This window comes from Streptomyces sp. NPDC051172 (assembly GCF_040682555.1).
In the GTDB taxonomy this organism is placed as follows: Bacteria; Actinomycetota; Actinomycetes; order Streptomycetales; family Streptomycetaceae; genus Streptomyces.
The window spans coordinates 15,356-36,806 of sequence record NZ_JBFBBE010000030.1; the positions used below are offsets into that span (position 1 = coordinate 15,356).

Genomic DNA, 21,451 nt, shown 5'->3' on the forward strand with positions numbered 1-21,451 from the left:
GCCGGGCATCTGAGCGAGGGAGGCGGCGACAAGTCGGCAGCACGGTTTCGCCGGCCGCGGATCTGCGTGGACAGGGCGTCGGAGCGGTCGAACTGTAGCTGTGGGGTGCGGGGTTGGCGTCGGGCGGCGACTCGGAGGCGGTGTGTTCGGTGCTTGCCGGGCATCTGAGCGAGGGAGGCGGCGACAAGTCGGCAGCACGGTTTCGCCGGCCGCGGATCTGCGTGGACAGGGCGTCGGAGCGGTCGAACTGCGGCTGCGGGGTGCGGGGTTGGCGTCGGGCGGCGACCTGGAGGCGGTGTGCTCGGTGCTCGCCGGGCATTTGATGGAGGCGGCCGGCAGGGTTGCGGCAGGGGCCTGCCGGCGCCCTTTGCCGGGGATGGGTGGCAGTCCGCGGGCGCTGGCCGCGGACGCGGCGTGGGCGGTCGAACTGCGGCTGTATCACGCCGGGTTGGCATCGGACCGTGACCTGGAGGCGGTGCGGTCGGTGGTTGCCGGGCTTTGGAGGAGTCGGGTGGCCGTGGGTAGCAGGGTTGCGCCGAGGGCTATGAGCAGGGGTCGGTAGTCCGTGAGTTCGACCAGGGCTGCCCCCGTGGCCAGACCGAGTACGTTCGGCGTGAAGAGGACGGTGTTCGCCGTGGCGGCTGTGCGGCCGAGCAGAGCGTTCGGTGTCTCGTGCTGTACGGCGGTCAGTGCGGCGATCAGGACGCAGGGGAGCCCTGCTCCGATCGCCGCGCTGCACAGCAGGGCCACCAGGTCCGAGGGGGTGGCCCGGGCGGCGATCGCGACGCCCGTGAGGGCGATCCCGTAGGCCGCGAAGCGGTGTTCGCCCAGGCGGCGCAGGGCCGGACCGGAGGCCAGGCCGACGGCCACCGAGCCGATGCCCTGGACGGCGTACAGGACACCGGCGTAGTCGGGGGAGTGGCCGAGGCCGTCGATGACGGCGTAGAGCAGCGCCCCGGACAGGCCCGCGCAGAACATCGTCGTGGCGCCCGCCAGGACGAGGGGGCGCAGCCGGGCGTGCTGCCAGAGGTACCTGATGCCGTCCGCGGTCGGTGCTCGACGGCCGGGCGGCTGCGGGTTCTGCTCGCGGACCCGCAGCAGGGCGTACAGGCCCGTGGCCAGGACGAACGTGACGGCGTCCAGCAGGGCGACGCCCGGGCCGCCGTACGCTGCGAAGAGGGCCGCGCCCGCGAGTGGGGCGACCAGCTTCATGCCCTCGGTCGCCGTCATGCGCAGCCCGTTGAAGTCGCCCAGCAGGGACCGGTCGACGGCGGCCGCGACGAGGGCCGACTCGGCCGCGTCATGGACGACGCCCGCGGCGCCGTACACGAACAGGACCGTGTAGAGCAGCCACAGCCGGCCCGGGGAGCCGACGGCGAAGAGGGTGAGCAGGAGGGCGGCCAGGAGTAGGTTCGTGCCGATCAGAAGGGGTTTGCGGCGGAGCCGGTCGGCGAGGGTGCCGAGCAGGGGGCCGGCGAGCGTGGGCGCCCACATGGCGAGCAGGCACAGCGCGGCCAGTCCGTCCGAGCCGGTCAGCTCCTTGACCCATACGCCGGACGCCAGCCACAGCGCCGACGTCCCGAAGCCGGAGATCACCGCGCCGGCGAGATACAGACCCGCGCTGCGGTCGCGCAGGACCCGCACGACCGCCCATGTCGATGTCGTCATGCCTGGCCATGGTGGGTCTAAGGCCCCCGGCCGGGGATGAGGCAAGTGCCCTAACCGGGGCTGCGATGAGTTTCGGGGGCGCGGTCGGTCCACATCGACGAGACCCGACCGTGAGGAGCAGTGCATGAGTGACACGACCCTCGACCTCGGACCCCAGACGCGCGTCGTCGCGCGGCTCGCGGAGGGCGTGAGCGACGAGCAGCTGGCGGATCCGACGCCCTGCCCGGACTGCGCGGTGCGCAACATGCTGGGCCATCTGCTCGGACTGTCCGTCGCCTTCCGCGACGCGGCCCGCAAGGACCTGGGGGGCACGACCGACACCAACCCCGGCGCCGCCGCCCCGGACCTCGCCCCCGACTGGCGCGAGGCCCTGCCCAAGGCTCTCGATGAACTGGCCGAGGCCTGGCGCGACCCGGTCGCCCGGACCGGTATGACCAGGGCCGGCGGCATCGACCTGCCCGGCGAGGTCGCTGCTGCCGTCGCCGTCGACGAACTGGTCATCCACGGCTGGGACCTGGCCCGCGCCACCGGCCAGGACTACACCCCCGACCCTGCCGCCCTGCATGCCTCCCACGACTTCCTGTTGGCCGCGGCCAACGACCCGACCCGCGGCGGCGGCATCTTCGGGCCCGTGGTGCCCGTACCGCCGGATGCTCCGCTGCCCGACCGGGCGGTGGGGCTCAGCGGGCGGGACCCGGGGTGGACACGCACGCCGTGATGTGCGCGGCGATGGCGTCCGGCCCCGGGCTGGCCGCGGATGCGGTGACCGGGCGTCGGCGGGGGCCGGGAGCTAGCCCGCCGCGGATTTCGGTCGCCGCGCCGCCGGGCCCGACCGCTGATCGAGGCGACGTGGGCCCACGTGGGCACGAGCCGGGTGCGTGTGCCGGGACCGAGGGGCGTGGTGTGCGAGCGGACCGTAAGCTCTCCGCATGCCCCTCGCCCTCACCGTCCTCGGCACGGCCTCCCCGCACCCGCGGCCCGGCCGCCCCTGCTCCGGGCATCTCCTGCGCGGTGGGGGCGCCGAGGTATGGGTGGACGCCGGACCCGGCAGTTTCGCGGAGTTGCAGCGGCACACGGACCCTGCGCGGCTGAGCGCCATCTGGATCTCGCACCTGCACGCCGACCACAGTGCCGATCTGCTGTCCGCGGTGTACGGACTGGCCTACGGGGGACTCACTCCGCCCTCGCCCATCCCAGTCTACGCACCCGGCGACTGTGCCTTGCGCCTCGCCGGGTTCTTCGGGCGCCCCGATGCCGGATTCCTGAGCGGCATCCTCGACTTCCGGACCTTGCACGACGGCCACACCGCCCGGCACGGCGACCTGCTCCTCACTTCCCGCGCCGTCAAGCACGACATCGAGGCCTACGGGCTGCGCGCGGAAACCGAGGGGCGAGTGCTCGCCTATTCCGGGGACAGCGGCCCCTGCGAGGCGCTCGGCCAACTCGCCGCCGACGCCGACCTGTTCCTGTGCGAGGCCGACATCGACGCCCATCACGAAGGCGAACAGGTGCACCTGACCCCCGAGGACGCCGGCGCCACGGCCCGCGCGGCCACCGTGAGTCGACTGCTCGTCACCCACGTCGGACCCACGCTCACCGAGGAGTCGGCGACGAAACGGGCCGCCGCGGCCTTCGGCGGCCGCACCGCCACAGCCCGTGAGGGCGAGACCACGACCGTCTGATCGGCCGACCCCGCAACCCCAACTCCCTTTGTCAGAAGCATTGACGAAACATGCGGCCCCTCCTACCTTCAACGCGTCGTACTTCGTACGTCATATATGAGACGCGATACACGAGATCAGATACCCGAGATCTGACACGTGACATCCGAGAGGCGCGCATGACCTCTGTGCCCACGCCCACGCCGATCCCGTCCCGCACGCAGTACGTGCTGGACGCGATCAAACACCGCATCCTCACCGGACAGTTGACGCCGGGCCGGGCCCTGGTCGAGACCGAGCTCGCCGCACAGTTCGGGGTGTCCAAGACCCCCGTGCGCGAGGCGCTCAAGACCCTGGCCGGCACCGGGCTCGTCGTGATGAACCAGTACAAGGGCGTCACGGTGCGCATGGTGGACGCGGACATGGCGCGTGAGGTCTACGACGTGCGGCTGCTGCTGGAGCCCGAGGCGCTCAGGCGTGCGGTGCGGCGAGGGGCCTCACTCGACGCCGCACGCACCGCGCTGACCAGGGCCGACGACGCCACCGACATGGCCGAACGGTCCCTCGCCAACCGGGAGTTCCACCGCGCCCTGTATCTGCCCTGCGGAAACCCGCTGCTCGGCCGCATGCTCGACGAGGTCCGCGACCAGGCGGCCCTCGTCTCCGCGGTGGCCTGGGCGGCCTCGCCCTCCTGGGAGCAGGAGGCCGGCGAGCACCGGGAGATCCTGCGGCTCGCCCTGGCGGGCGACGCCGACGGCGCGGCCCGCGCCCTGCACGTCCATATCGCGTCCTTCGTCGAGCGGGCGTTCCCCCAGGCGGTCACGGACAACCAGGAAGGCACCGCATGAGCAGCATGACGTTCGAGGCCCAACGGACGGCCCTGGCCGATGTGGTGGCGATCCCGGTGACCCCGTTCGCCGAGGACGGCACCGTCGACCAGGACACCCACCGGGCCCTGCTGCGTCGGCTGCTGGAGGGCGGAATCAGCATCCTCACCCCCAACGGAAACACCGGCGAGTTCTATGCGCTCTCCCCCGAAGAGCGCCGTCTTGTCACCGAGTTGACCATCGAGGAGGCCGACGAGCGCGCCGCGATCCTCGTCGGCGTCGGCCACGACGTGCCCACCGCCGTCGCCTCCGCACGGCACGCCCGTGAGCACGGCGCCCAGATGGTGATGGTCCATCAGCCCGTCCATCCGTACGTCTCCCAGGGCGGCTGGGTCGACTACCACCGCGCAGTCGCCGAGGCCGTCCCCGAGCTGGGCGTCGTCCCCTACATCCGCAACGCCCAGCTGGCCGGCGCACGCCTCGCCGAGCTCGCCGACGCCTGCCCGAACGTCATCGGGGTCAAGTACGCCGTCCCCGACGCGGCCAAGTTCGCCGCCTTCGCACGGGACGCGGGGCTCGACCGCTTCGTGTGGGTCGCCGGTCTCGCCGAGCCCTACGCGCCCTCGTACTTCTCCGCGGGAGCCACCGGCTTCACCTCCGGACTCGTGAACGTCGCCCCGTCCGTCTCGCTGAACATGATCGAAGCGCTTCGATCCGGCGACTACCCGGGCGCCATGAAGGTCTGGGAGCAGATCCGCCGCTTCGAGGAACTCCGCGCGGCGAACGGCTCCGCCGACAACGTCACCGTCGTCAAGGAGGCCCTCGCCTCGCTCGGTCTGTGCCGCCGCGACGTCCGCCCCCCGAGCAGCACCCTTTCCGAGGACGAGCGCGCCGAGGTCGCCGCCATAGCCGCAGGATGGTCGCTGTGACCGACAAACTGCGCCCCGAGGAACTCAGAAGTCATCAGTGGTACGGCACCGGCGGCCGGCTGCGCACCTGGTCGCACAACGCCCGTATGCGCCAGCTGGGTTACGAGGCGGAGGAGTACCGGGGCCGCCCGGTGATCGCCGTGCTCAACACGTGGTCCGACATCAACCCCTGCCACGTCCATCTGCGCGAGCGCGCCGAGGCGGTCAAACGGGGCGTGTGGCAGGCGGGTGGCTTTCCGCTGGAGTTCCCGGTCGCCACGCTCTCGGAGACCTATCAGAAGCCGACCCCCATGCTCTACCGCAACCTGCTCGCGATGGAGACGGAGGAGCTGCTGCGGTCGTATCCGGTGGACGCGGCGGTGCTGCTCGGCGGCTGCGACAAGTCGACCCCGGCGCTCCTCATGGGCGCCGCCTCGGCCGACGTACCGTCGGTCTTCGTGCCCGCCGGACCGATGCTGCCGGGGCACTGGCGAGGTGAGACCCTCGGTTCCGGCACCGACATGTGGAAGTACTGGGACGAGCACCGCGCCGGCAACCTGACGGACTGCGAACTGCGGGAGCTGCAGGGCGGGCTGGCCCGTTCCCCCGGCCACTGCATGACCATGGGGACCGCCTCCACGATGACCGCGGCCGCCGAAGCCCTCGGCATGACGCTGCCGGGCGCCTCCTCGATCCCGGCCGTCGACTCCGGGCACGAGCGGATGGCCGCCGCCTCCGGGCGCCGAGCCGTGGACCTCGCCTGGACCGGGCTCAAGCCGTCCGGAATCCTCACCCGCGAGGCCTTCGAGGACGCCGTCACCACGGTGCTCGGACTCGGCGGCTCCACCAACGCCGTCATCCACCTGATCGCGATGGCGGGCCGCTCCCAAGTCCCGCTCACCCTCGACGACTTCGACCGCATCGCGCGGACCGTGCCGGTGCTGGCCGACGTCCGTCCCGGCGGACAGACGTACCTCATGGAGGACTTCTACTTCGCCGGCGGCCTGCCCGCCTTCCTCTCGCGGATCACCGACCTGCTGCACCTGGACCGGCTGACGGTCAACGGCACTCTGGGCGAGCAGATCGAGGGCGCCGTCGTCCACAACGACGACGTCATCCGCACCCGCGAGAACCCGGTCGCCGCCGAGGGCGGAGTCGCCGTCCTGCGCGGCAACCTCTGCCCCGACGGCGCCGTCATCAAGCACATCGCCGCCGAACAGCACCTGCTCAAGCACACCGGTCCCGCGGTCGTCTTCGACGACTACAGGACCATGCAACGCACCATCGACGACCCGGAGTTGAACATCACGGCCGACAGCGTGCTGGTGCTGCGCAACGCCGGCCCCAAGGGCGGCCCCGGCATGCCCGAGTACGGCATGCTGCCGATCCCCGACCACCTCCTCAAGCAGGGTGTACGGGACATGGTCCGCATCTCCGACGCCCGGATGAGCGGCACGAGTTACGGCGCCTGCGCGCTGCACATCGCCCCCGAGTCGTATGTCGGCGGCCCGCTCGCCCTCGTCCGCTCGGGCGACCTCGTCACCCTCGACGTCGAGGCACGCACCCTCCATCTCCACGTGGCCGACGAGGAGCTGGAGCACCGCAGGGCGGCCTGGACACCCCCGCCCACCCGCTACGAACGCGGCTACGGCGCCCTCTACAACGACCAGATCACCCAGGCGGACACAGGCTGCGACTTCGAGTTCCTGGCCCGGCCGGGCAAGGTACCGGACTCCTACGCAGGTTGACCGTGCCCCCGTAGCCGCAAGCGGCACCCCCATGCGCACCGAGAAAGCGTTTGCCCCGCAAGAGCCGGCCGTACCGAGAACGGAGACCCTGTCATGGCCCAGGTCGCAGCCGTGGCGAACCCGCCCGCGCCACCCCGGCGGCGCCGTGCCCCCGCCACGCCGCGCAGGCTGCCGTATCTGCTGATCGCCCCGGCGGCCCTGCTCATGCTGGGCTTCATCGCCCACCCGGTGATCAGCGTCTTCTACTACAGCCTGCAGAACTTCAACCCCACCAAGCCGTGGCGGAACGGCTTCGCGGGCTTCGACAACTTCGTCCAGATCTTCACCAAGGACACCAAGGCGATGCTGATCGGCAACGACGACTCGGCGACGGGGAACCGCGGCAAGCGGCGGGTGACCCTGCACCACAACCGGTTCGAGTCCGTCGTCCAGCGCGCACCACGCGTCCGCTCCGGACAGGTGCGCGTCGACGACAACCGGTACGTCGTCCCCGAGGGGAGCGAACGCGACGTCACGGCCGACCCCGGCTGGACGCCTACCCTGCACACAAAGATCGGCAGCGCCGAGGAAGCCGACCGAGAGGTGGCGCACGGCGCGGGCGCAGGGAGGACCCCATGAGCACCGTAGACCTCGTCCTGGCGGGCGCGCGCGGCCACGGCCGCTGGCACCTGGACAACATCCGCCGGCTCCAGGACAAGGGGATCGTACGGCTGGCAGGCATCTGCGAGCTGACCCCGCTGACCGCGCACGAGATCCCCGACGGCCTCGGCACGCCCGAGCAGTCCGCCGACTTCGGCGCGCTCCTCGACTCCACCGGCGCCCGGATCGCCGTGATCTGCACCCCGATCCCCACCCACACCGACCTGGCCCTGACGGCCGCCCGCAAAGGTGTCCACCTGATCCTGGAGAAGCCGCCCGCGCCGTCGTACGCCGAGTTCCGGCGGATGGCCGACGGGGTCGCCGAGGCGGGCGTGGTCTGCCAGATCGGCTTCCAGTCGCTGGGCTCGCACGCCGTCCCCGCCGTCCTCGGGATGGTCGCCGAGGGCGCCGTCGGCGAGCTCGTCGGCATCGGCGGGGCCGGTGCCTGGGTGCGCCCCGAGGCCTACTACCGGCGGGCGCCCTGGGCGGGCAAACGGCGTCTGAACGGCGTCGACGTCATCGACGGCGTGCTCACCAACCCCCTCGCGCACGCCGTGGCCACCGCGCTCGCCGTCAACGGCACCACACGCGCCGAGGACGTCACCGGCATCGAGCTCGAACTGCTGCGCGCCAACGACATCGAATCCGACGACACCTCCTGCGTCCGCATCACCACCGCACCGGGCCGCAGGGTCACCGTCGCCGCGACCCTGTGCGCCGAGCAGGACGACGAGCCGTATGTCGTCGTGCACGGCACCCGCGGCCGGATCACCTACTGGTACAAGCAGGACCGCGTCCTGCTCCAGCGCGCCGACCACGGCCCCGAGGAGTACGAGTACGGCCGCACCGACCTGCTGGAGAACCTGGTAGACCACCTCACCGACGGCGCCGACCTCCTGGTCACCCCGGACGCGACGGGCGCCTTCATGAAGGTCGTTGAAGCGATTCGGCAGGCCCCCGACCCGGTCCCGCTGCCGGCCGCGGCCTGGCACCCGGTCCCCGACGAGGGCCGCAGGGTCGTGCCCGGCATCGACGGACTCGTCGCAGCCGCCGCCGACACCCTCTCCCTCTACTCCGAGCTCGGCGCCACCTGGGCGCCACCGAAAGTGGTGAGCACCTGATGACGACCACCGACTCGCCCGTCCTGCGCGTCGCAGGCCGCCCGGTCGGCCGTTACGTCACCCGGCCCGAACTGCCGGCCCGGCTCTCCCCACGCCCGTACCTCCGCCCCGTCATCACCCTGGCCGGCAGGCCGCCTGGGGCAACGCCGGCAACGGCTTCACCGGGAACTCCAACACCGGCTCGACGACGAGCGGGGCGACGGTGACCTGAGCGGTACCGATCCGGAACCCTCCCGTCCAGGGCGCTTGACCCGTTTTTTGCCTACCGAAGAGATATCGATCAGGCAACGGGTCTCGCGTCCACCGGGGTGACGCGCGTAGAAACCTGTCATGCATAAGCCATTTCGTATCGCGGCGATCGCCGCGGCGTGCGCCCTCGCCGGCGGCGCCCTCTACGGCGCCGGTGCGGCCACGGCCGGCCAGTCCACGGCCAACTCCACCCACGAGCCGTACAACATCGGCCTCCTGGTGAAGGACATCGACACCTACTACGGCACCACGGCCGACGCGGGCGGCGTGTACCAGGCGTCCCCGGACAGCCCGTACGCCCAGGATCTGGCGCACATCGACGCCGCCGCCAGGAAGTACATCGACCAGGCCGCCCGCAAGGCGCACCACCGGGGCGAGAAGCCCGCGGTCATGTTCGACATCGACGACACGCTGCTGCTCAGCCTCGACTACGAGAAGCGCTACAACTACACGTACAACCCGACCACCTGGGCCGACTACGTGAACAAGGCCGACCGCCCGGGCGTGTTCGGCAGCGCCGAGCTGGTCCGGTACGCCGAGTCCAAGGGCGTCGAGGTCTTCTACAACTCGGGTCTGAGCGAGGCGCAGCGCACCGCCGCCGTCGCGAACCTGAAGAAGATCGGCGCCGATGTGAACCTCGACGCCGACCACATGTTCCTCAAGGACAAGGCGAACCCGCCGGCCTATCTCAGCGCCTGCGCCACGCCGGGCACCTGGACCTGCACGACCGTCCAGTACAAGTCCGGCACCCGCAAGCACATCGAGGACGACCTCGGCTACGAGATCGTCGCCAACTTCGGCGACCAGTACTCGGACCTGGACGGCGGCTACGCCGACCGCACCTACAAGCTGCCGAACCCGACGTACTTCGTCAGCTGAGCCCGTCCCCGTAGGCGGCGAGCAGCCACTCGTACTCGGCCCCCGTCACCGGCAGCACCGTGCCGTGGCGGGGGCCGGCCGGCAGCGCGTGGTTCGTGGACTGCGTCCACTCGCCGGAGGCGAAACGCCCCGCCGGTCGTCACCGGCGGGGCGTTCTTCTGCTGACCGAGGGGGGCTCAGGCCAGCAGGTCCAGGCAGTCGAACGACGTGCCGGCGCTGAGATAGGCCGTGCCGCCCGAACCGCTCACGATGTTGATCTTCAGGACGTTGTACTGGGAGGTGTCCGTCTTCCACGCACTGTTAGGGACGTTGAAAGTGAAGGTGTGGTTGTTTCCACGGTACGAGCCCGTGGTGAGGGAACGAGTCGAGGGCTGTGTGGGTGCTGTGGGAATGGCCGAAAGCCAGTCGTTCACGGCCACCCGCGGCCGCCCGCCGGCGAACGCGTCCGTCACCCCCACCCGCAGCGTGTGCGCCGCCGCGGCCTGCGCCTCGGTCAGCTTGAAGTAGACCAGGATGCCGTCATTGACGTCCTTCCACATGTACGCCGGGAAGGACGCGGCCTCGCTGCCGCCGCCGATGGTGACGTTGCCGGTCCACTTGGCCGCGCGGCCGTCGGAGGGATGCGCGTACGTCATCAGCTCGGCGTTCTTGAACTCGCCGGGCGTTCCGTCCCAGTCGCCCAGCCGCCAGACGGTGGACGCGGCGGACGGGTCACCGGTGATGCCCAGGGTGTGCAGGGACGTCGTACCGCCCGCCGTCACCTTCACCGACTCGGTGTGCACGGCGAGTTCGCCCTTGTAGACGGTCAGCGTGTACGTCCCCGGCAGCATCCCCTTGCAGGAGAAGGCGCCGGTGCCGGCCGCGGCCTTCGCCCAGTACTGCGCGTCCGCGTTCGCGAAGCCCACGGTGTAGGGGTACTTGGCGTCCATGCCCTTCAGGCCGACACCCGCCACCTTGCCGCGGCCCGCCTTGCCGACCCAGCCGGTGACGCCGAGCCCGTCCACCCACGAGGTGTCCAGGTTCGCCTGGAAGAGCGCGGAGGAGGGGGCGCCGCCGTCGGTGAGGGCGATGACGTACGGCCCCTGCAGGCCGAAGCGCTCCGCCTCCGTCTGGGCCTCGTTGTAGTGCAGGATCTCGTACAGGCCCGCGCCGCCGTCGTTCGAGTGCCGCAGCAGCGAGCGGTAGAAGGGTCCGCCGGAGGCCTTCTCGTGGTTGGAGCGGACCATCCAGAGGCCGACCGAGCCGGTGGTGAGGCCGACGTAGTCGTAGTCGATGGTCCGCTTGCCCGAGTAGTGCTTGGAGTGGGTCGTGCCGTCCGGGCTCTTCCAGACGTCACCCGCCTCGATGATCCTGTCCCTCGTCGAGTCCCAGGCGTCCGAGCCGGTGTTGGGGAACATGCCGGGCTCGAGGCGGACGATGTAGCGGGTCGCTGTGAAGGACGCATCGGTCTTGTTCGTCCACAGGTACACGTTGTTCTGGCCGCTGCGGGCCGCGTACCACTGGGTGATCGCACCGTGCACGACCTTGATCAGGATCGTCGGACCCGACTGCTTGATGGTGACGGTGGAGGCCCCGAGCCCCGACTCGACGTGCGAGTGCCTGCCGCCGTAGCCCTCGTACTCCTTGCCCCGGTAGACGAGGGACGTGAGGTCACCGGTCGTCTTGGAGACCTTGAAGACGAGCAAGGCCCCGGTGTCGACGACGTAGTTCCTGCCGTCGTCCTGGTAGCCGAAGGCCGCGGCGGACGCGGACGACAGCAGACCGGCGCCTCCCGCTACGGCGGCACCGGTGGCGGCGACACCGAGCGCGGAGGCCCCGAGCACCCGGCGGCGGGTGAGGTGTCTCTTGTGGGTGCTCAAGGGGCGAAGTCCCGTCGTACTTGAATGTTCACTCAGCTGCAGGTGAAGAAGTCGTCCTGTACTTCCTGGTTGCCGCCGCCGAGGAACGGGTTGCCGCCCTTTTCAAGATTTTTTGCGCGAGGTTCTGGATCAAGAGCTGTCTACGAGTCGCCCGCACCGTTGGTGTGGGCCTCGAAGCCGCCGCCGACCGCACGCTGCGTGCCGTCCGCCGTTCCCGTGATCGCGTAGGTGTCGCCCGTGGCGTCGCGGCCGCCGTGCTGGTGGTTGTACTGCCCGGCGAACACCCACTCGCCCGTGGGGACCGTACGGCCCGCCTTGAGCGTCCAGGTGTAGACGAGGAAGCCGTTCTGCTCGCCGACCGTGAGGTCGAAGTCCTGCTCGGGCAGCGAGCGCCACGCGCCGGTCGAGCTGACCCCGCCGGTCTGGGCGACCTTCAACTGCACGGTCAGGGCGGTCAGTTGCCGGCTCGTCCTGAGCGTGATGTCGCTCTGCGCCCAGAAGTCGTTGCTGTGCGGGTCCACCGAGCCGTCCGACCGCAGCGGACCGTCGGCGGGCGTCGGCACGGCGGCGGAGGGCTTGCCGGCAGGGGTGTTGCTCGGCTTGTGGGGCGGTCGGGCGGTGCTCGGCGTCCGGCCCGCCGGCGGGACGGGCGCCCGTCCCGTCGCATCGGGGGACGGCGTGGGCGTCGGGGCGACCGAGACCGTCTGCCGCTGCGGGGGAGTGTCGTCCTTCACCGCGGACGCCACCGCGTAACCGCCGACCGCGAGCATGCCGGCGACCGCGGCCGTCGCACTCACCACCCGGGCCCAGCCCCACACCGGCGGACGGGTCGCCCGGTGGTCGGGGCGGCTGTGCTCGCTCATGCCCCGCTCGATCCGCGCCAGGATCCTGGCCCGGTCCGGCTGGTGTGCCTCGGCCGTCTCGTGCAGCCGGGCGCGCAGCTCGTCGTGCACGTCCTGCTGCCTCATCGGCCCGTCCCTCCACTCTCGCCGCCGCGCGCCATCGCCGCGTGCACCCTCTGCGGTACGCCCTGGGAGCCGAGGATCTTCTGCAGCTCGGCCATCCCCTTGGACGTCTGGGACTTAACCGTACCCACGGAAACACCCAGAGCGAGAGCGGTGTCCTTCTCCGACAGGTCGAACGCGTGCCGGAGCACCACACACGCCCGTTTCCTGAACGGCAGCCTGCGCAGCGCCTCCTGGACGTCGACAACGCCTGCCATGTCTGGATTCTCGGTCTTCTCCTCGCGCTGCGACCAGAACAGCGAGATCCGCCGGCGCTCACGCACGGCGCTGCGGATCCGAGTGCGGGCCAGGTTGGCGACGACTCCGCGGGCGTACGCGGCCGGGTGGTCCGCGGCGCGCACCCGGTCCCAGCGGTGCCACAGGGCGAGCAGTGCGTCGGCGGCAAGATCGTCGGCGGCATCCGCCTCGCCGGTCAGCAGGTGGGCGAACCGGGACAGTTCGGCGTAGTGCCGCTCGAAGAAGGCATGAAACTCCACGGAGGCTGCATCGTCGACGACAGTGCCCACGGGCGCCCTCTCTACGTGTGGCATGTAGATGACATGTGAGACATGTGAGACATGTGATCATCCGGAGGAGGCCCGGACGAGATCCGGAGCGTAGCAGTGGTCAAACTGCCGGGTTCGCACGGGGCTTCGAATCTGTACGGCACCTCGAACGAAGCCCGGCGGGTCGACCGATTCCGTAACACGGAGAAAACCTGAAACGGGTTCACCGCGGGAACAATCCAGCCAGCATCCGCACACTGATCAATCAGGCACCTAGGAGCACCCGCCATGTCCGACACCAGGAAGACGACCGACCTGCCGAGTGCCGCGCCACCAGCGGCGAACGGCGTCGACCGGTTCTTCAGGATCTCCGAGCGGGGATCCACCTTCGGCCGGGAGATACGCGGCGGCTTCGCCACGTTCTTCACGATGGCCTACATCCTTGTCCTGAATCCCATCATCCTCGGCAGCGCGAAGGACAAGTTCGGCCACAGCCTCGACACCGGCCAACTCGTCACCGCCACCGCCCTGGTGGCCTGTGTGATGACGATCATCATGGGCGTGGGCGGCAACCTCCCGCTCGCCATCGCCGCGGGCCTAGGCCTCAACGCCGTCGTCGCCTTCCAGCTCGCCCCGTTGATGAGCTGGTCCGACGCGATGGGCCTCGTCGTCCTCGAGGGCATCCTGATCTGCGTCCTGGTCGTCACCGGACTGCGGAAGGCGATCATGGACGCCATTCCGCAGCAGCTCAAGCAGGCGATCGGCGTCGGCATCGGTCTGTTCATCGCCTTCATCGGCTTCGTGGACGCCGGGTTCGTCAGCCGTATCCCGGACGCGGCACAGACCACCGTGCCGGTGCAGCTGGGGGCCGTGGGCCGGCTGACCGGCTGGCCCGTCCTCGTCTTCTGTCTCGGCGTGCTGCTCACCATCGCGCTGCTCGCCCGCAAGGTGAAGGGCGCCATCCTGATCAGCATCGTGACCATGACGATCGTCGCGATCGTCATCGACGCGGTGGCGGACATCAAGAGCTGGGGCCTGACCACCCCACGTGTGCCCGACAAGATCGTCTCCACCCCCGACTTCGGGCTCGTCGGTCACTTCAGCCTGTTCGGCGGCTTCGCCAAGGCCGGCATCCTCACCGCCGTCCTGCTGGTCTTCACCCTGATCCTGTCGGACTTCTTCGACGCCATGGGCACCATCGTCGGCATCAGCGCGGAGGCCGGACTGCTCGACGAGAACGGGCAGGTGCCGGGGATCGGACGCGTGCTGTTCATCGACGGCGCGGCGGCGGTGGCCGGCGGTCTGGGGTCCGCCTCCTCCAACACCGCTTACATCGAGTCGGCGGCCGGTGTGGGCGAGGGGGCGCGCACCGGCTTTGCGAACCTGATCACCGGCGGGTTGTTCGGGCTCGCGCTGTTTCTGACGCCGTTGCTGACGATCGTGCCGCTGCAGGCGGCTGCGCCTGCGCTGATCGCGGTCGGGTTCCTGATGATGACGCACGTCAAGCACATCGACTGGGACCGGTACGAGATCGCCATCCCGGCGTTTCTGACCATCGCCACGATGCCGTTCACCTACTCGATCACCGACGGCATCGGGGCGGGGTTCCTGGCCTACGTCCTCATCAAGGCGGTGTTGGGGAAGGCCAAGGAGGTGCACTGGCTGCTGTGGGGGGTGTCCGCGCTGTTCCTGGTGTACTTCGCCATTGACCCGGTGGAGCAGATTCTGGGCGTGAAGTAGCAGACTGGACTCAGTTCTTGAGAGCCGCCTCCATCACGGCCTTGGCCACGGGGGCGGCCAGGCCGTTGCCGCTGACCTCCGAGCGGGTCGCGTTCGACTGCTCGACCATGACGGCCACGGCGACCTCCTTGCCGCCCTCCTTGCCGTAGGACGTGAACCAGGCGTACGGCGTCTTGCTGTTGTTCTCGCCGTGCTGGGCCGTGCCGGTCTTGCCGCCCACGGTGGCGCCCGATATCTGGGCGTTCGTGCCGGTGCCCTTCTCCACCACCGTCTGCATCGCGGACTGCAGTTGCCCGGCGGTCGAGGAGCTGACGATCTCCTTGGTGCTCGCGCTGTCGTCGTAGTTCTTCAGCACGTCACCGCCGCTGTCGGTGATCTGCGAGACCATGTGCGGAGAGACCAGCTTGCCGCCGTTGGCTATTGCGGCCGACACCATGGCCATCTGGAGGGGGGTCGCGGTGACGTTGTACTGGCCGATGCCCGTCAGGGCAGTGGAGGACCTGTCCAGGCCCGAGGGGTAGGCACTGGTGTAGGCCCGCACCGGCACGTCCTGTTCCGTGTCGTTGAAGCCGAACTTCTCGGCCATCGCCCGCACCTTGTCCTGGCCCAGGTCGACGGCCATCTTCGCGAAGACGTTGTTGCAGGAGTACTGCAGCGCGGTACGGATCGTCGCGTTCTCGCAGGGCGCGTTCGGGTTCTCGTTGGACAGGTCGTGGGTGGTGCCCGGGAGCGTGTACGGGTCCGGGCTCTTCGTGTTCTCGTCCACGGACGAGTACAGCCCGTCCTCCAGCGCCGCGGCCGCGACGACCAGTTTGAACGTCGAGCCCGGCGGCAGTGGCTGGCGCAGTGCGCGGTTGGTCAGCGGCTTGTCGGAGTCCGCGTTGAGCGTCTTCCAGGCCGTACCCGCGGCGTTGGCGTCCGTCAGCGTCGACGGGTCGAACGACGGTGTCGACACGACCGCCAGGATCCTGCCGGTCTTCGGATCGATCGCGACGGCCGCGCCCTTCTTGTCACCGAGCGCGTCGTACGCCGCCTTCTGCACGTCCGGGTCGATCGTCGTGACCACGTTGCCCGGGTCGGCCCGCTTGCCGGTGATCGTGTCCATCACGGTCCTGAGACGGCTGTCCGTCCCGTCCAGGAGGTCCTGGTAGATGCCCTCCAGCTGGGTCGGCGCATACGCCTGCGAGGCGTAGCCCGTCACCGCCGCATACAGCTTGCCGTCCTTGTACGTGCGCTTGTACTTGAGGTCGCTGTTCTTCGTCACCGCGGAACCGGTGATCGCGTTGCCGCCCACGATGATGTTCCCGAGCGGGTCCGCGTACGTCTGGATCGCGTTGCGCCGGTTGTACTTGTCGTCCGCGAGGGCATTGCCGTCGTAGAACTGCACCCAGGTCGCCCTGACCAGCAGAGCGATCACCAGCAGCAGTGTGAAGACGGCGGCCCGCCTGATCGTCTTGTTCATCCCACTCGGAAGACGATCAGAAGCGGGTCGATCGTTCCCTTGCGTCCGTCTTTCTCATCGGACGCTCATCCGCGGCGGTGTCAGGCGTCCAGCGCGAGCACGAACTCGTCGATCTCCTCGCCGCGCGCGTTGGCGAACCCGGAGGCCCGGGCGGTCACCCGGAATCCGCACTTGCTCAGGACCCGCAGGGAGCCGGTGTTGTCGGCGGCCGCACGGGCGTACAGCGGACGCTCGGGCACCTGGGCCACCAGCTCCCGCAGGGCGGCCGTGGCGATGCCCCGGCCCCAGTGCGCGCGGTCGATCCAGTAGGTGACCTCGCGCTCGCCCGGCTCGCCGTACACCGCGGCGCTGCCCACCACGTCACCGTCGACCAGGACCGTGCGCAGGACGTCCTCGGAGGCCCGGATCCGTTTCCAGTGGGCCTCGAAGGCGTCCCGGTCGGCCGGGTCCTTCGGGGTGAACGCGGCCATGCGCAGCGCCTCGGGATCGTTCATCTGCCGGAAGAAGACCGGCAGATCACTGTCGTGCACTTCACGGAGTACGACGTCCATGACGCCGAAGCCTAGGAGTCAGAGCCTGCGTGTCGCCAGGGTCAGCCGGTCGCGCGCGTCGAACAGGGCGTCCTTGACCGTCTGTTCGTGGGCCGGGGTGAGCCGCGCCACCGGCACCGAGCAGCTGATCGCGTCGCGCGCCGGAGTGCGGTAGGGGATGGCGACGCCGAAGCAGCGCAGCCCCAGCGTGTTCTCCTCGCGGTCCACGGCGAAGCCCTGCTCCCGGACCTGGTGCAGCTCCTCGATGAGCTTCTCCCGGTCGGTGATGGTGTTCTCGGTCAGCGCAGGCAGGGTCTCCGGGAGCATCTTGCGGACCTGCTCGTCCGTGTACGTGCTCAGCAGCGCCTTGCCCAGCGAGGTGGAGTGCGCGGGCAGCCGGCGCCCCACCCGGGTGAACGGGCGCAGATAGTGCTGCGACTGCCGGGTGGCCAGGTACACCACGTTCGTGCCGTCCAGGCGGGCCAGGTGAATGGTCTCCGTGGTGTCGTCCGACAGCCGGTCCAGGGTCGGGCGGGCCGCCGCCACCACCTCGTCGCCGTCGATGTACGAGGTACCGACCAGCAGCGCCCGCACCCCGATGCCGTACCGCGTGCCCGTCGCGTCCGTCTCCACCCAGCCCAGCTCCACCAGGGTGCGCAGCAGCATGTACAGACTGGACTTGGGATACCCGACGGCCTCCTGGACCGAAGCGAGGGAGTGCATACCGGGCCGGCCGGCGAAGTATTCGAGCAGTTCGACCGTCCGCACCGCGGACTTGACCTGTGCCCCGCCGCCTGTCTCGGCTACCGACATCGCCCTTGACCCTTCGTTCGACGGGAAACCGAAGATATAGTCTCCAACAGCATATTCATCATCAGAGACAGCGTTCAGTATATCGAACGACCCTGGTGGATGACCCAGATACTGCGGCAATACAAGCAGGACATACCGCAAGACATACGTGGAGGGACCCGCGGTGGCAGCAGCACCAGTCTGGAGTGTCGACCCCCGTACCGGGAAGCAGCGTGAACAGGTTGCGGTGGAGGCCACAGCCCAGGAGGTGGACGCCGCCGTCCGCGCCGCGCACGCCGCGCGCGGCGCCCTCGCCGACCGCGCGGTCCGCTCGGCCTTCCTGCGCACCGCCGCCGAGCAGCTGCAGGCGGCGAAGGACGGGCTCGTCGAGACCGCCGACGCCGAGACCGCGCTCGGCCCGGTCCGGCTCACCGGCGAACTCGCCCGCACCTGCTACCAGTTGCGGGCCTTCGCGGACATCGTCGACGAGGGCGCCTTCCTCGACGTGATCATCAACCACCCCGACGACACCGCGACCCCGCCCATCCCGGACCTGCGCCGCTACAAGGTGCCCCTGGGCGTCGTCGCCGTCTACTCGGCATCCAACTTCCCCTTCGCCTTCTCGGTCGCCGGCGGCGACACCGCGAGCGCGCTGGCCGCGGGCTGCCCGGTCGTCGTCAAGGCCCATCCCGACCACCCGGCCCTGTCCGAGCTGGTCGCCAAGGTGCTGCGCCGGGCCGCCGCCGCGCACGGCATCCCCGACGGCGCCGTCGGCCTGGTCCACGGTTTCGAGGCCGGCGTGGAGCTGGTCAAGCACCCCCTCGTCGCGGCGGCCGGCTTCACCGGTTCCGTACGGGGTGGCCGCGCCCTCTTCGACGCCGCCGCCGCACGGCCGACCCCGATCCCCTTCCACGGCGAGCTGGGCTCCCTGAACCCGGTCGTCATCACCGAGGCCGCGGCCGCCGAGCGCGCCGAGGCCATCGGCGCGGGCCTCGCCGGGTCGATGACGCTGGGGGTCGGCCAGTTCTGCGTGAAGCCGGGCCTGGTGCTCGCGCCGAGCGGCGCGGCGGGCGACCGCCTGGTCAAGTCCCTCACGGACGCGGTCAGCGACACCGACGCCGGGGTCCTGCTGGACCACCGCATGCGCGACAACTTCATCGCCGGGGTCGCCGAGCGTGCCGAGCTTCCCGAGGTCGAGTCCCCGGTGACGCCGGGCGCGGGCGGTGAGCACACGGTGAGCGCCGGCTTCCTGACGGTCTCGGCGGACAAGCTGGCCGAGGAAGGCCAGTACGACCTGCTCCTCGAGGAGTGCTTCGGGCCGGTCACCGTGGTGGCCCGCTACGAGGACGAGGCCCAGGTGCAGGGGGTGCTGTCGCGGCTGCCGGGCAATCTCACGGCGACGGTCCATCTGTCGGCGGAGGAGGCGGCCGGGGAGGGCCGTGGCGCGGAACTGCTGGCCGAGCTGACGCCGCTCGCGGGCCGTGTGCTGGTGAACGGCTGGCCGACGGGTGTCGCGGTGGCCCCCGCCCAGCACCACGGCGGCCCGTACCCGGCGACCACCTCCACGTCGACGTCGGTCGGCGGCACCGCCATCGAGCGGTGGATGCGGCCGGTGACGTACCAGACGGCGCCGGAGGCGATCCTTCCGCCGGAGCTTCGGGACGACAACCCGCTGGGGTTGCCCCGGCGGTTCAACGGGCGGCTCGAGCGTTAGCGCTCCGCGGGGTGCGCCGGTGGCTTCACCGGCTGCGACAATCAGCTGATGGACGTGGAACTTCCCGAACTGCCTTTCGCTCTCCGCACCTACGGCCCCGACGGGCACTGGTTGTACGAGGACGGGATCCTCAGCGGATGGGCAGGCCCCCGCCAGGACCGGTTCGTGCCGCCCACCGGGGAGGCGCTGGAGCCTGCCTCCGACGCCCCCCGGCTGCTCGGGGCGCCCGAGGGGGACTTCCAGCTGATCGCGCGCGTCACGGTCGGGTTCGCCTCGGCCTTCGACGCGGGGGTCTTGTACGTCCATGTCGGCGAGCGGGCCTGGGCCAAGCTCTGCCTGGAGTACTCCCCGGACGTGCCCACCGTCTGCACGGTGGTCACACGGGGGCACTCCGACGACGCCAACTCCTTCACCGTGGAGGGCAGTTCGGTCTGGCTCCGGGTGAGCCGCACCGGCCGCGCCTTCGCCTTCCACGCCTCCCGGGACGGCAAGCGCTGGACCTTCATCCGCCTCTTCACCCTGGGCAACGAGAAGGAGACCGGCGACGCCCTCGTCGGCTTCATGACCCAGTCACCGATGGGAGAGGGCTGCGTGGTCACCTACGACCACATGGAGTTCCGCCCCAACTGGCCCGCAGACCTGCGGGACGGCCGCTGAGCGCTCCGCGGGGCGTGCGGTGTTCGTCTGCTGCGCCGTTGTGGCTTGTCGCGCAGTTCCCCGCGCCCCTTCAGGGCGCTACCGCAACCGGGATGTAGCCGCACCCGTCAGCGCGAGCAACCCCGCGCTGATCGCCAGGCTCAGACGCATTCCCCCGGTGAACCCGTGGGACACCAGCGTCCCGAAGACGGCGATCCCCAGCCCTCCCGCCACCTGCCGCGCAGCATTGAGCACACCGGCCGCGAGCCCGGCCCGTTCCGCCGGCACCGCGTCCATCATCGCGGCCGTCAGCGGCGGCACCGTCAGTGCGCAGCCCAGGGCCAGCGGTACGAGGAGCGCGGCCGTCAGGACGGAAGACGTGCCGGCGTCGACGTACAGCAGGACCAGCAGTCCCACGACGGCCAGCGCCTGCCCCACGAGCATCGGCAGCCGCGGCCCGTACCGCCCCGCGAGCTTGCCCGCCGCCACGTTCGTCACCGCGATCAGGCCCGTCATGGGCAGGAACGCCAGCCCGGCGCGCAGCGCGGACAGGCCCTGGACCTGCTGGAAGAAGAGGGAGAAGACGAACACCCCGCTGTAGAAGGCCACGCTCACCGCCGCGCCCGCCGCGACCGCCACGGCCACCGTCCGGTTGCGGAAGAGCCCGAGGGGGACGACCGGATGCGGGCTGCGCGTCTCCACGCGGAAGAAGACCACGGCCGCCAGGACGGCGACGGCCAGCGCCGCCCATCCCGCCGTACCGCCCTCGATCGCCGCGAACGTCAGGCCCGTGAGCGCCACCACCGCCGTCGCCTGCCCCGGCAGGTCCAGGGGTGAGGGGCGGCGTTCGGAGCGCGGGGCCCGTACGAGCAGGGCCACGATCAGCGCCCCCACCGGCAGATTGACGAAGAAGATCCCGCGCCAGTCCCACGCGGTGGTCAGCAGACCGCCCGCCACCGGGCCGAGCGCCACCGCCACCGAACCGCCGGCGGCCCATGTCGCCACCGCGCGCGCACGCCGCTTCGGCTCCGGGTACGCCTGCCGCACCAGCGACAGCGAGGCCGGGAGCACGACGGCCGCCGCCGCGCCCTGCGCCACCCGAGCGCCGATCAGCGCCGGCAGGTTCGGTGCCAGTCCGCAGGCCGTCGAGGCGAGCGTGAAGACCGTCGTGCCAAGTGCGAACGCGCGGCTCGCGCCCGCTCGGTCCGCGAAGGCCCCGGTGGACAGCATCAGCGCGGCGAAGGGAAGGGTGTAGGCGTCCACCACCCACTGCAGGCCGGACATCCCCGCGCCGAGGGAGGAGCCGATCGCGGGCAGCGCCACGTTCACCACGGACGCGTCGAGGCAGATCAGCGCGAAGCCGAGGAGGGCGGCGGTGAGGGTGAGCCCGGGGGAGGGCCGCTTGGACGTCAACTCCCGCTCGGAGCGGTTGGGTTGTACGTCCTTGAGGATCCGGTCGGTCGACATGACTCCATGCTGCGGATCGGGGCCGTCGTACAGTAGTGGCC

Annotated in this window: 19 protein-coding genes and 1 pseudogene; 12 read left to right on the plus strand and 8 right to left on the minus strand. The window is 70.6% G+C overall.

The features are described from left to right. Nucleotides 1-438: 438 nt before the first annotated feature. Nucleotides 439-1,668 carry an MFS transporter gene (locus AB0N07_RS19880; RefSeq protein WP_365836691.1) on the minus strand — a complete coding sequence of 410 codons (1,230 nt, stop codon included), beginning with the start codon at nt 1,666-1,668 and terminating at the stop codon, nt 439-441. Nucleotides 1,669-1,792: 124 nt separating this feature from the next. On the opposite strand from AB0N07_RS19880, the gene AB0N07_RS19885 reads away from it, so the two are divergent. The 9 genes and pseudogenes from AB0N07_RS19885 (at nt 1,793) to AB0N07_RS19925 (ending at nt 9,700) form a co-directional block, all read left to right on the plus strand. Further along, nucleotides 1,793-2,386 (plus strand): TIGR03086 family metal-binding protein, encoded by a 594-nt coding sequence (locus AB0N07_RS19885; protein ID WP_365836693.1) that lies wholly within the window; start codon nt 1,793-1,795, stop codon nt 2,384-2,386. A 211-nt stretch (nt 2,387-2,597) separates the two neighbouring features. Beyond that, entirely contained in the window at nt 2,598-3,350 is a 753-nt protein-coding gene (locus tag AB0N07_RS19890; RefSeq protein WP_365836695.1) for an MBL fold metallo-hydrolase, read from the plus strand. A gap of 158 nt (nt 3,351-3,508) precedes the next feature. Continuing rightward, nucleotides 3,509-4,177, plus strand: coding sequence for a GntR family transcriptional regulator (locus AB0N07_RS19895; protein ID WP_365836697.1), 669 nt, complete (start codon nt 3,509-3,511; stop codon nt 4,175-4,177). Further along, complete coding sequence (locus tag AB0N07_RS19900; RefSeq protein WP_365836699.1) at nt 4,174-5,085, plus strand: dihydrodipicolinate synthase family protein; 912 nt, start codon at nt 4,174-4,176, stop codon at nt 5,083-5,085. Before AB0N07_RS19895 ends, AB0N07_RS19900 begins: the two co-directional genes overlap by 4 nt. Beyond that, nucleotides 5,082-6,812, plus strand: coding sequence for an L-arabinonate dehydratase (gene araD / locus AB0N07_RS19905; RefSeq protein ID WP_365836700.1), 1,731 nt, complete (start codon nt 5,082-5,084; stop codon nt 6,810-6,812). The genes AB0N07_RS19900 and araD overlap by 4 nt, the downstream gene beginning before the upstream one ends. A gap of 93 nt (nt 6,813-6,905) precedes the next feature. Beyond that, complete coding sequence (locus AB0N07_RS19910; protein ID WP_365836702.1) at nt 6,906-7,430, plus strand: hypothetical protein; 525 nt, start codon at nt 6,906-6,908, stop codon at nt 7,428-7,430. Further along, nucleotides 7,427-8,572 (plus strand): Gfo/Idh/MocA family oxidoreductase, encoded by a 1,146-nt coding sequence (locus AB0N07_RS19915; protein WP_365836704.1) that lies wholly within the window; start codon nt 7,427-7,429, stop codon nt 8,570-8,572. The genes AB0N07_RS19910 and AB0N07_RS19915 overlap by 4 nt, the downstream gene beginning before the upstream one ends. Beyond that, a pseudogene (locus tag AB0N07_RS19920) lies at nt 8,572-8,700 on the plus strand (DUF6807 family protein); the annotation flags it as partial. The gene AB0N07_RS19915 and the pseudogene AB0N07_RS19920, both read left to right, overlap by 1 nt. Nucleotides 8,701-8,902: 202 nt before the next feature. Beyond that, nucleotides 8,903-9,700 carry an HAD family acid phosphatase gene (locus AB0N07_RS19925; RefSeq protein ID WP_365836706.1) on the plus strand — a complete coding sequence of 266 codons (798 nt, stop codon included), beginning with the start codon at nt 8,903-8,905 and terminating at the stop codon, nt 9,698-9,700. A 176-nt stretch (nt 9,701-9,876) separates the two neighbouring features. Here the strand turns inward: AB0N07_RS19925 and AB0N07_RS19930 are convergent, their stop codons facing one another. From AB0N07_RS19930 to AB0N07_RS19940, 3 genes are all read right to left on the minus strand, one after another. Beyond that, nucleotides 9,877-11,559 (minus strand): rhamnogalacturonan lyase B N-terminal domain-containing protein, encoded by a 1,683-nt coding sequence (locus tag AB0N07_RS19930; RefSeq protein ID WP_365836708.1) that lies wholly within the window; start codon nt 11,557-11,559, stop codon nt 9,877-9,879. 140 nt (nt 11,560-11,699) lie between these two features. Further along, the gene (locus AB0N07_RS19935) at nt 11,700-12,527 is read right to left on the minus strand and encodes a hypothetical protein (RefSeq protein WP_365836710.1); all 828 of its coding nucleotides are present in this window, start codon (nt 12,525-12,527) and stop codon (nt 11,700-11,702) included. Beyond that, nucleotides 12,524-13,090, minus strand: a complete 567-nt coding sequence (locus AB0N07_RS19940) for a SigE family RNA polymerase sigma factor (RefSeq protein WP_365836712.1) — start codon at nt 13,088-13,090, stop codon at nt 12,524-12,526. The genes AB0N07_RS19935 and AB0N07_RS19940 overlap by 4 nt, the downstream gene beginning before the upstream one ends. 267 nt (nt 13,091-13,357) lie before the next feature. Between AB0N07_RS19940 and AB0N07_RS19945 the strand changes: the two genes are divergently transcribed. Continuing rightward, a complete protein-coding gene (locus AB0N07_RS19945; RefSeq protein WP_365836714.1) occupies nt 13,358-14,809 on the plus strand; it encodes an NCS2 family permease in 1,452 nt (483 codons plus the stop codon). Between the two features lie 10 nt (nt 14,810-14,819). Here AB0N07_RS19945 and AB0N07_RS19950 read toward each other — a convergent pair whose 3' ends face one another. The 3 genes from AB0N07_RS19950 to AB0N07_RS19960 all read right to left on the minus strand — a co-directional run bounded on the left by AB0N07_RS19950 (nt 14,820) and on the right by AB0N07_RS19960 (nt 17,614). Further along, on the minus strand, nt 14,820-16,271 hold the full coding sequence (locus AB0N07_RS19950; RefSeq protein WP_365836716.1) for a penicillin-binding transpeptidase domain-containing protein: 1,452 nt from the start codon (nt 16,269-16,271) through the stop codon (nt 14,820-14,822). 80 nt (nt 16,272-16,351) lie between these two features. Beyond that, nucleotides 16,352-16,822 (minus strand): GNAT family N-acetyltransferase, encoded by a 471-nt coding sequence (locus AB0N07_RS19955; RefSeq protein ID WP_365836718.1) that lies wholly within the window; start codon nt 16,820-16,822, stop codon nt 16,352-16,354. An 18-nt stretch (nt 16,823-16,840) separates the two neighbouring features. Continuing rightward, nucleotides 16,841-17,614 (minus strand): IclR family transcriptional regulator, encoded by a 774-nt coding sequence (locus AB0N07_RS19960; protein WP_365836720.1) that lies wholly within the window; start codon nt 17,612-17,614, stop codon nt 16,841-16,843. Nucleotides 17,615-17,777: 163 nt separating this feature from the next. Between AB0N07_RS19960 and AB0N07_RS19965 the strand changes: the two genes are divergently transcribed. Beyond that, nucleotides 17,778-19,307 carry an aldehyde dehydrogenase (NADP(+)) gene (locus AB0N07_RS19965; RefSeq protein WP_365836722.1) on the plus strand — a complete coding sequence of 510 codons (1,530 nt, stop codon included), beginning with the start codon at nt 17,778-17,780 and terminating at the stop codon, nt 19,305-19,307. Between the two features lie 48 nt (nt 19,308-19,355). Further along, nucleotides 19,356-19,964 (plus strand): DUF1349 domain-containing protein, encoded by a 609-nt coding sequence (locus tag AB0N07_RS19970; RefSeq protein WP_365836724.1) that lies wholly within the window; start codon nt 19,356-19,358, stop codon nt 19,962-19,964. 78 nt (nt 19,965-20,042) lie between these two features. Here AB0N07_RS19970 and AB0N07_RS19975 read toward each other — a convergent pair whose 3' ends face one another. Beyond that, nucleotides 20,043-21,410 (minus strand): MFS transporter, encoded by a 1,368-nt coding sequence (locus tag AB0N07_RS19975; protein WP_365836726.1) that lies wholly within the window; start codon nt 21,408-21,410, stop codon nt 20,043-20,045. Between the last annotated feature and the right edge of the window lie 41 nt (nt 21,411-21,451).

Bases quoted from the DNA above. Each gene is read 5' to 3' on its own strand.
- AB0N07_RS19915 (WP_365836704.1), top strand. From the start codon at position 7,427: ATGAGCACCGTAGACCTCGTCCTGGCGGGCGCGCGCGGCCACGGCCGC.
- AB0N07_RS19925 (WP_365836706.1), top strand. From the start codon at position 8,903: ATGCATAAGCCATTTCGTATCGCGGCGATCGCCGCGGCGTGCGCCCTC.
- AB0N07_RS19895 (WP_365836697.1), top strand. From the start codon at position 3,509: ATGACCTCTGTGCCCACGCCCACGCCGATCCCGTCCCGCACGCAGTAC.
- AB0N07_RS19890 (WP_365836695.1), top strand. From the start codon at position 2,598: ATGCCCCTCGCCCTCACCGTCCTCGGCACGGCCTCCCCGCACCCGCGG.
- AB0N07_RS19935 (WP_365836710.1), bottom strand. From the start codon at position 12,527: ATGAGGCAGCAGGACGTGCACGACGAGCTGCGCGCCCGGCTGCACGAG.
- AB0N07_RS19950 (WP_365836716.1), bottom strand. From the start codon at position 16,271: ATGAACAAGACGATCAGGCGGGCCGCCGTCTTCACACTGCTGCTGGTG.
- AB0N07_RS19880 (WP_365836691.1), bottom strand. From the start codon at position 1,668: ATGACGACATCGACATGGGCGGTCGTGCGGGTCCTGCGCGACCGCAGC.
- AB0N07_RS19975 (WP_365836726.1), bottom strand. From the start codon at position 21,410: ATGTCGACCGACCGGATCCTCAAGGACGTACAACCCAACCGCTCCGAG.
- AB0N07_RS19960 (WP_365836720.1), bottom strand. From the start codon at position 17,614: ATGTCGGTAGCCGAGACAGGCGGCGGGGCACAGGTCAAGTCCGCGGTG.
- AB0N07_RS19900 (WP_365836699.1), top strand. From the start codon at position 4,174: ATGAGCAGCATGACGTTCGAGGCCCAACGGACGGCCCTGGCCGATGTG.
- AB0N07_RS19945 (WP_365836714.1), top strand. From the start codon at position 13,358: ATGTCCGACACCAGGAAGACGACCGACCTGCCGAGTGCCGCGCCACCA.
- AB0N07_RS19970 (WP_365836724.1), top strand. From the start codon at position 19,356: ATGGACGTGGAACTTCCCGAACTGCCTTTCGCTCTCCGCACCTACGGC.
- AB0N07_RS19885 (WP_365836693.1), top strand. From the start codon at position 1,793: ATGAGTGACACGACCCTCGACCTCGGACCCCAGACGCGCGTCGTCGCG.
- AB0N07_RS19955 (WP_365836718.1), bottom strand. From the start codon at position 16,822: ATGGACGTCGTACTCCGTGAAGTGCACGACAGTGATCTGCCGGTCTTC.
- AB0N07_RS19910 (WP_365836702.1), top strand. From the start codon at position 6,906: ATGGCCCAGGTCGCAGCCGTGGCGAACCCGCCCGCGCCACCCCGGCGG.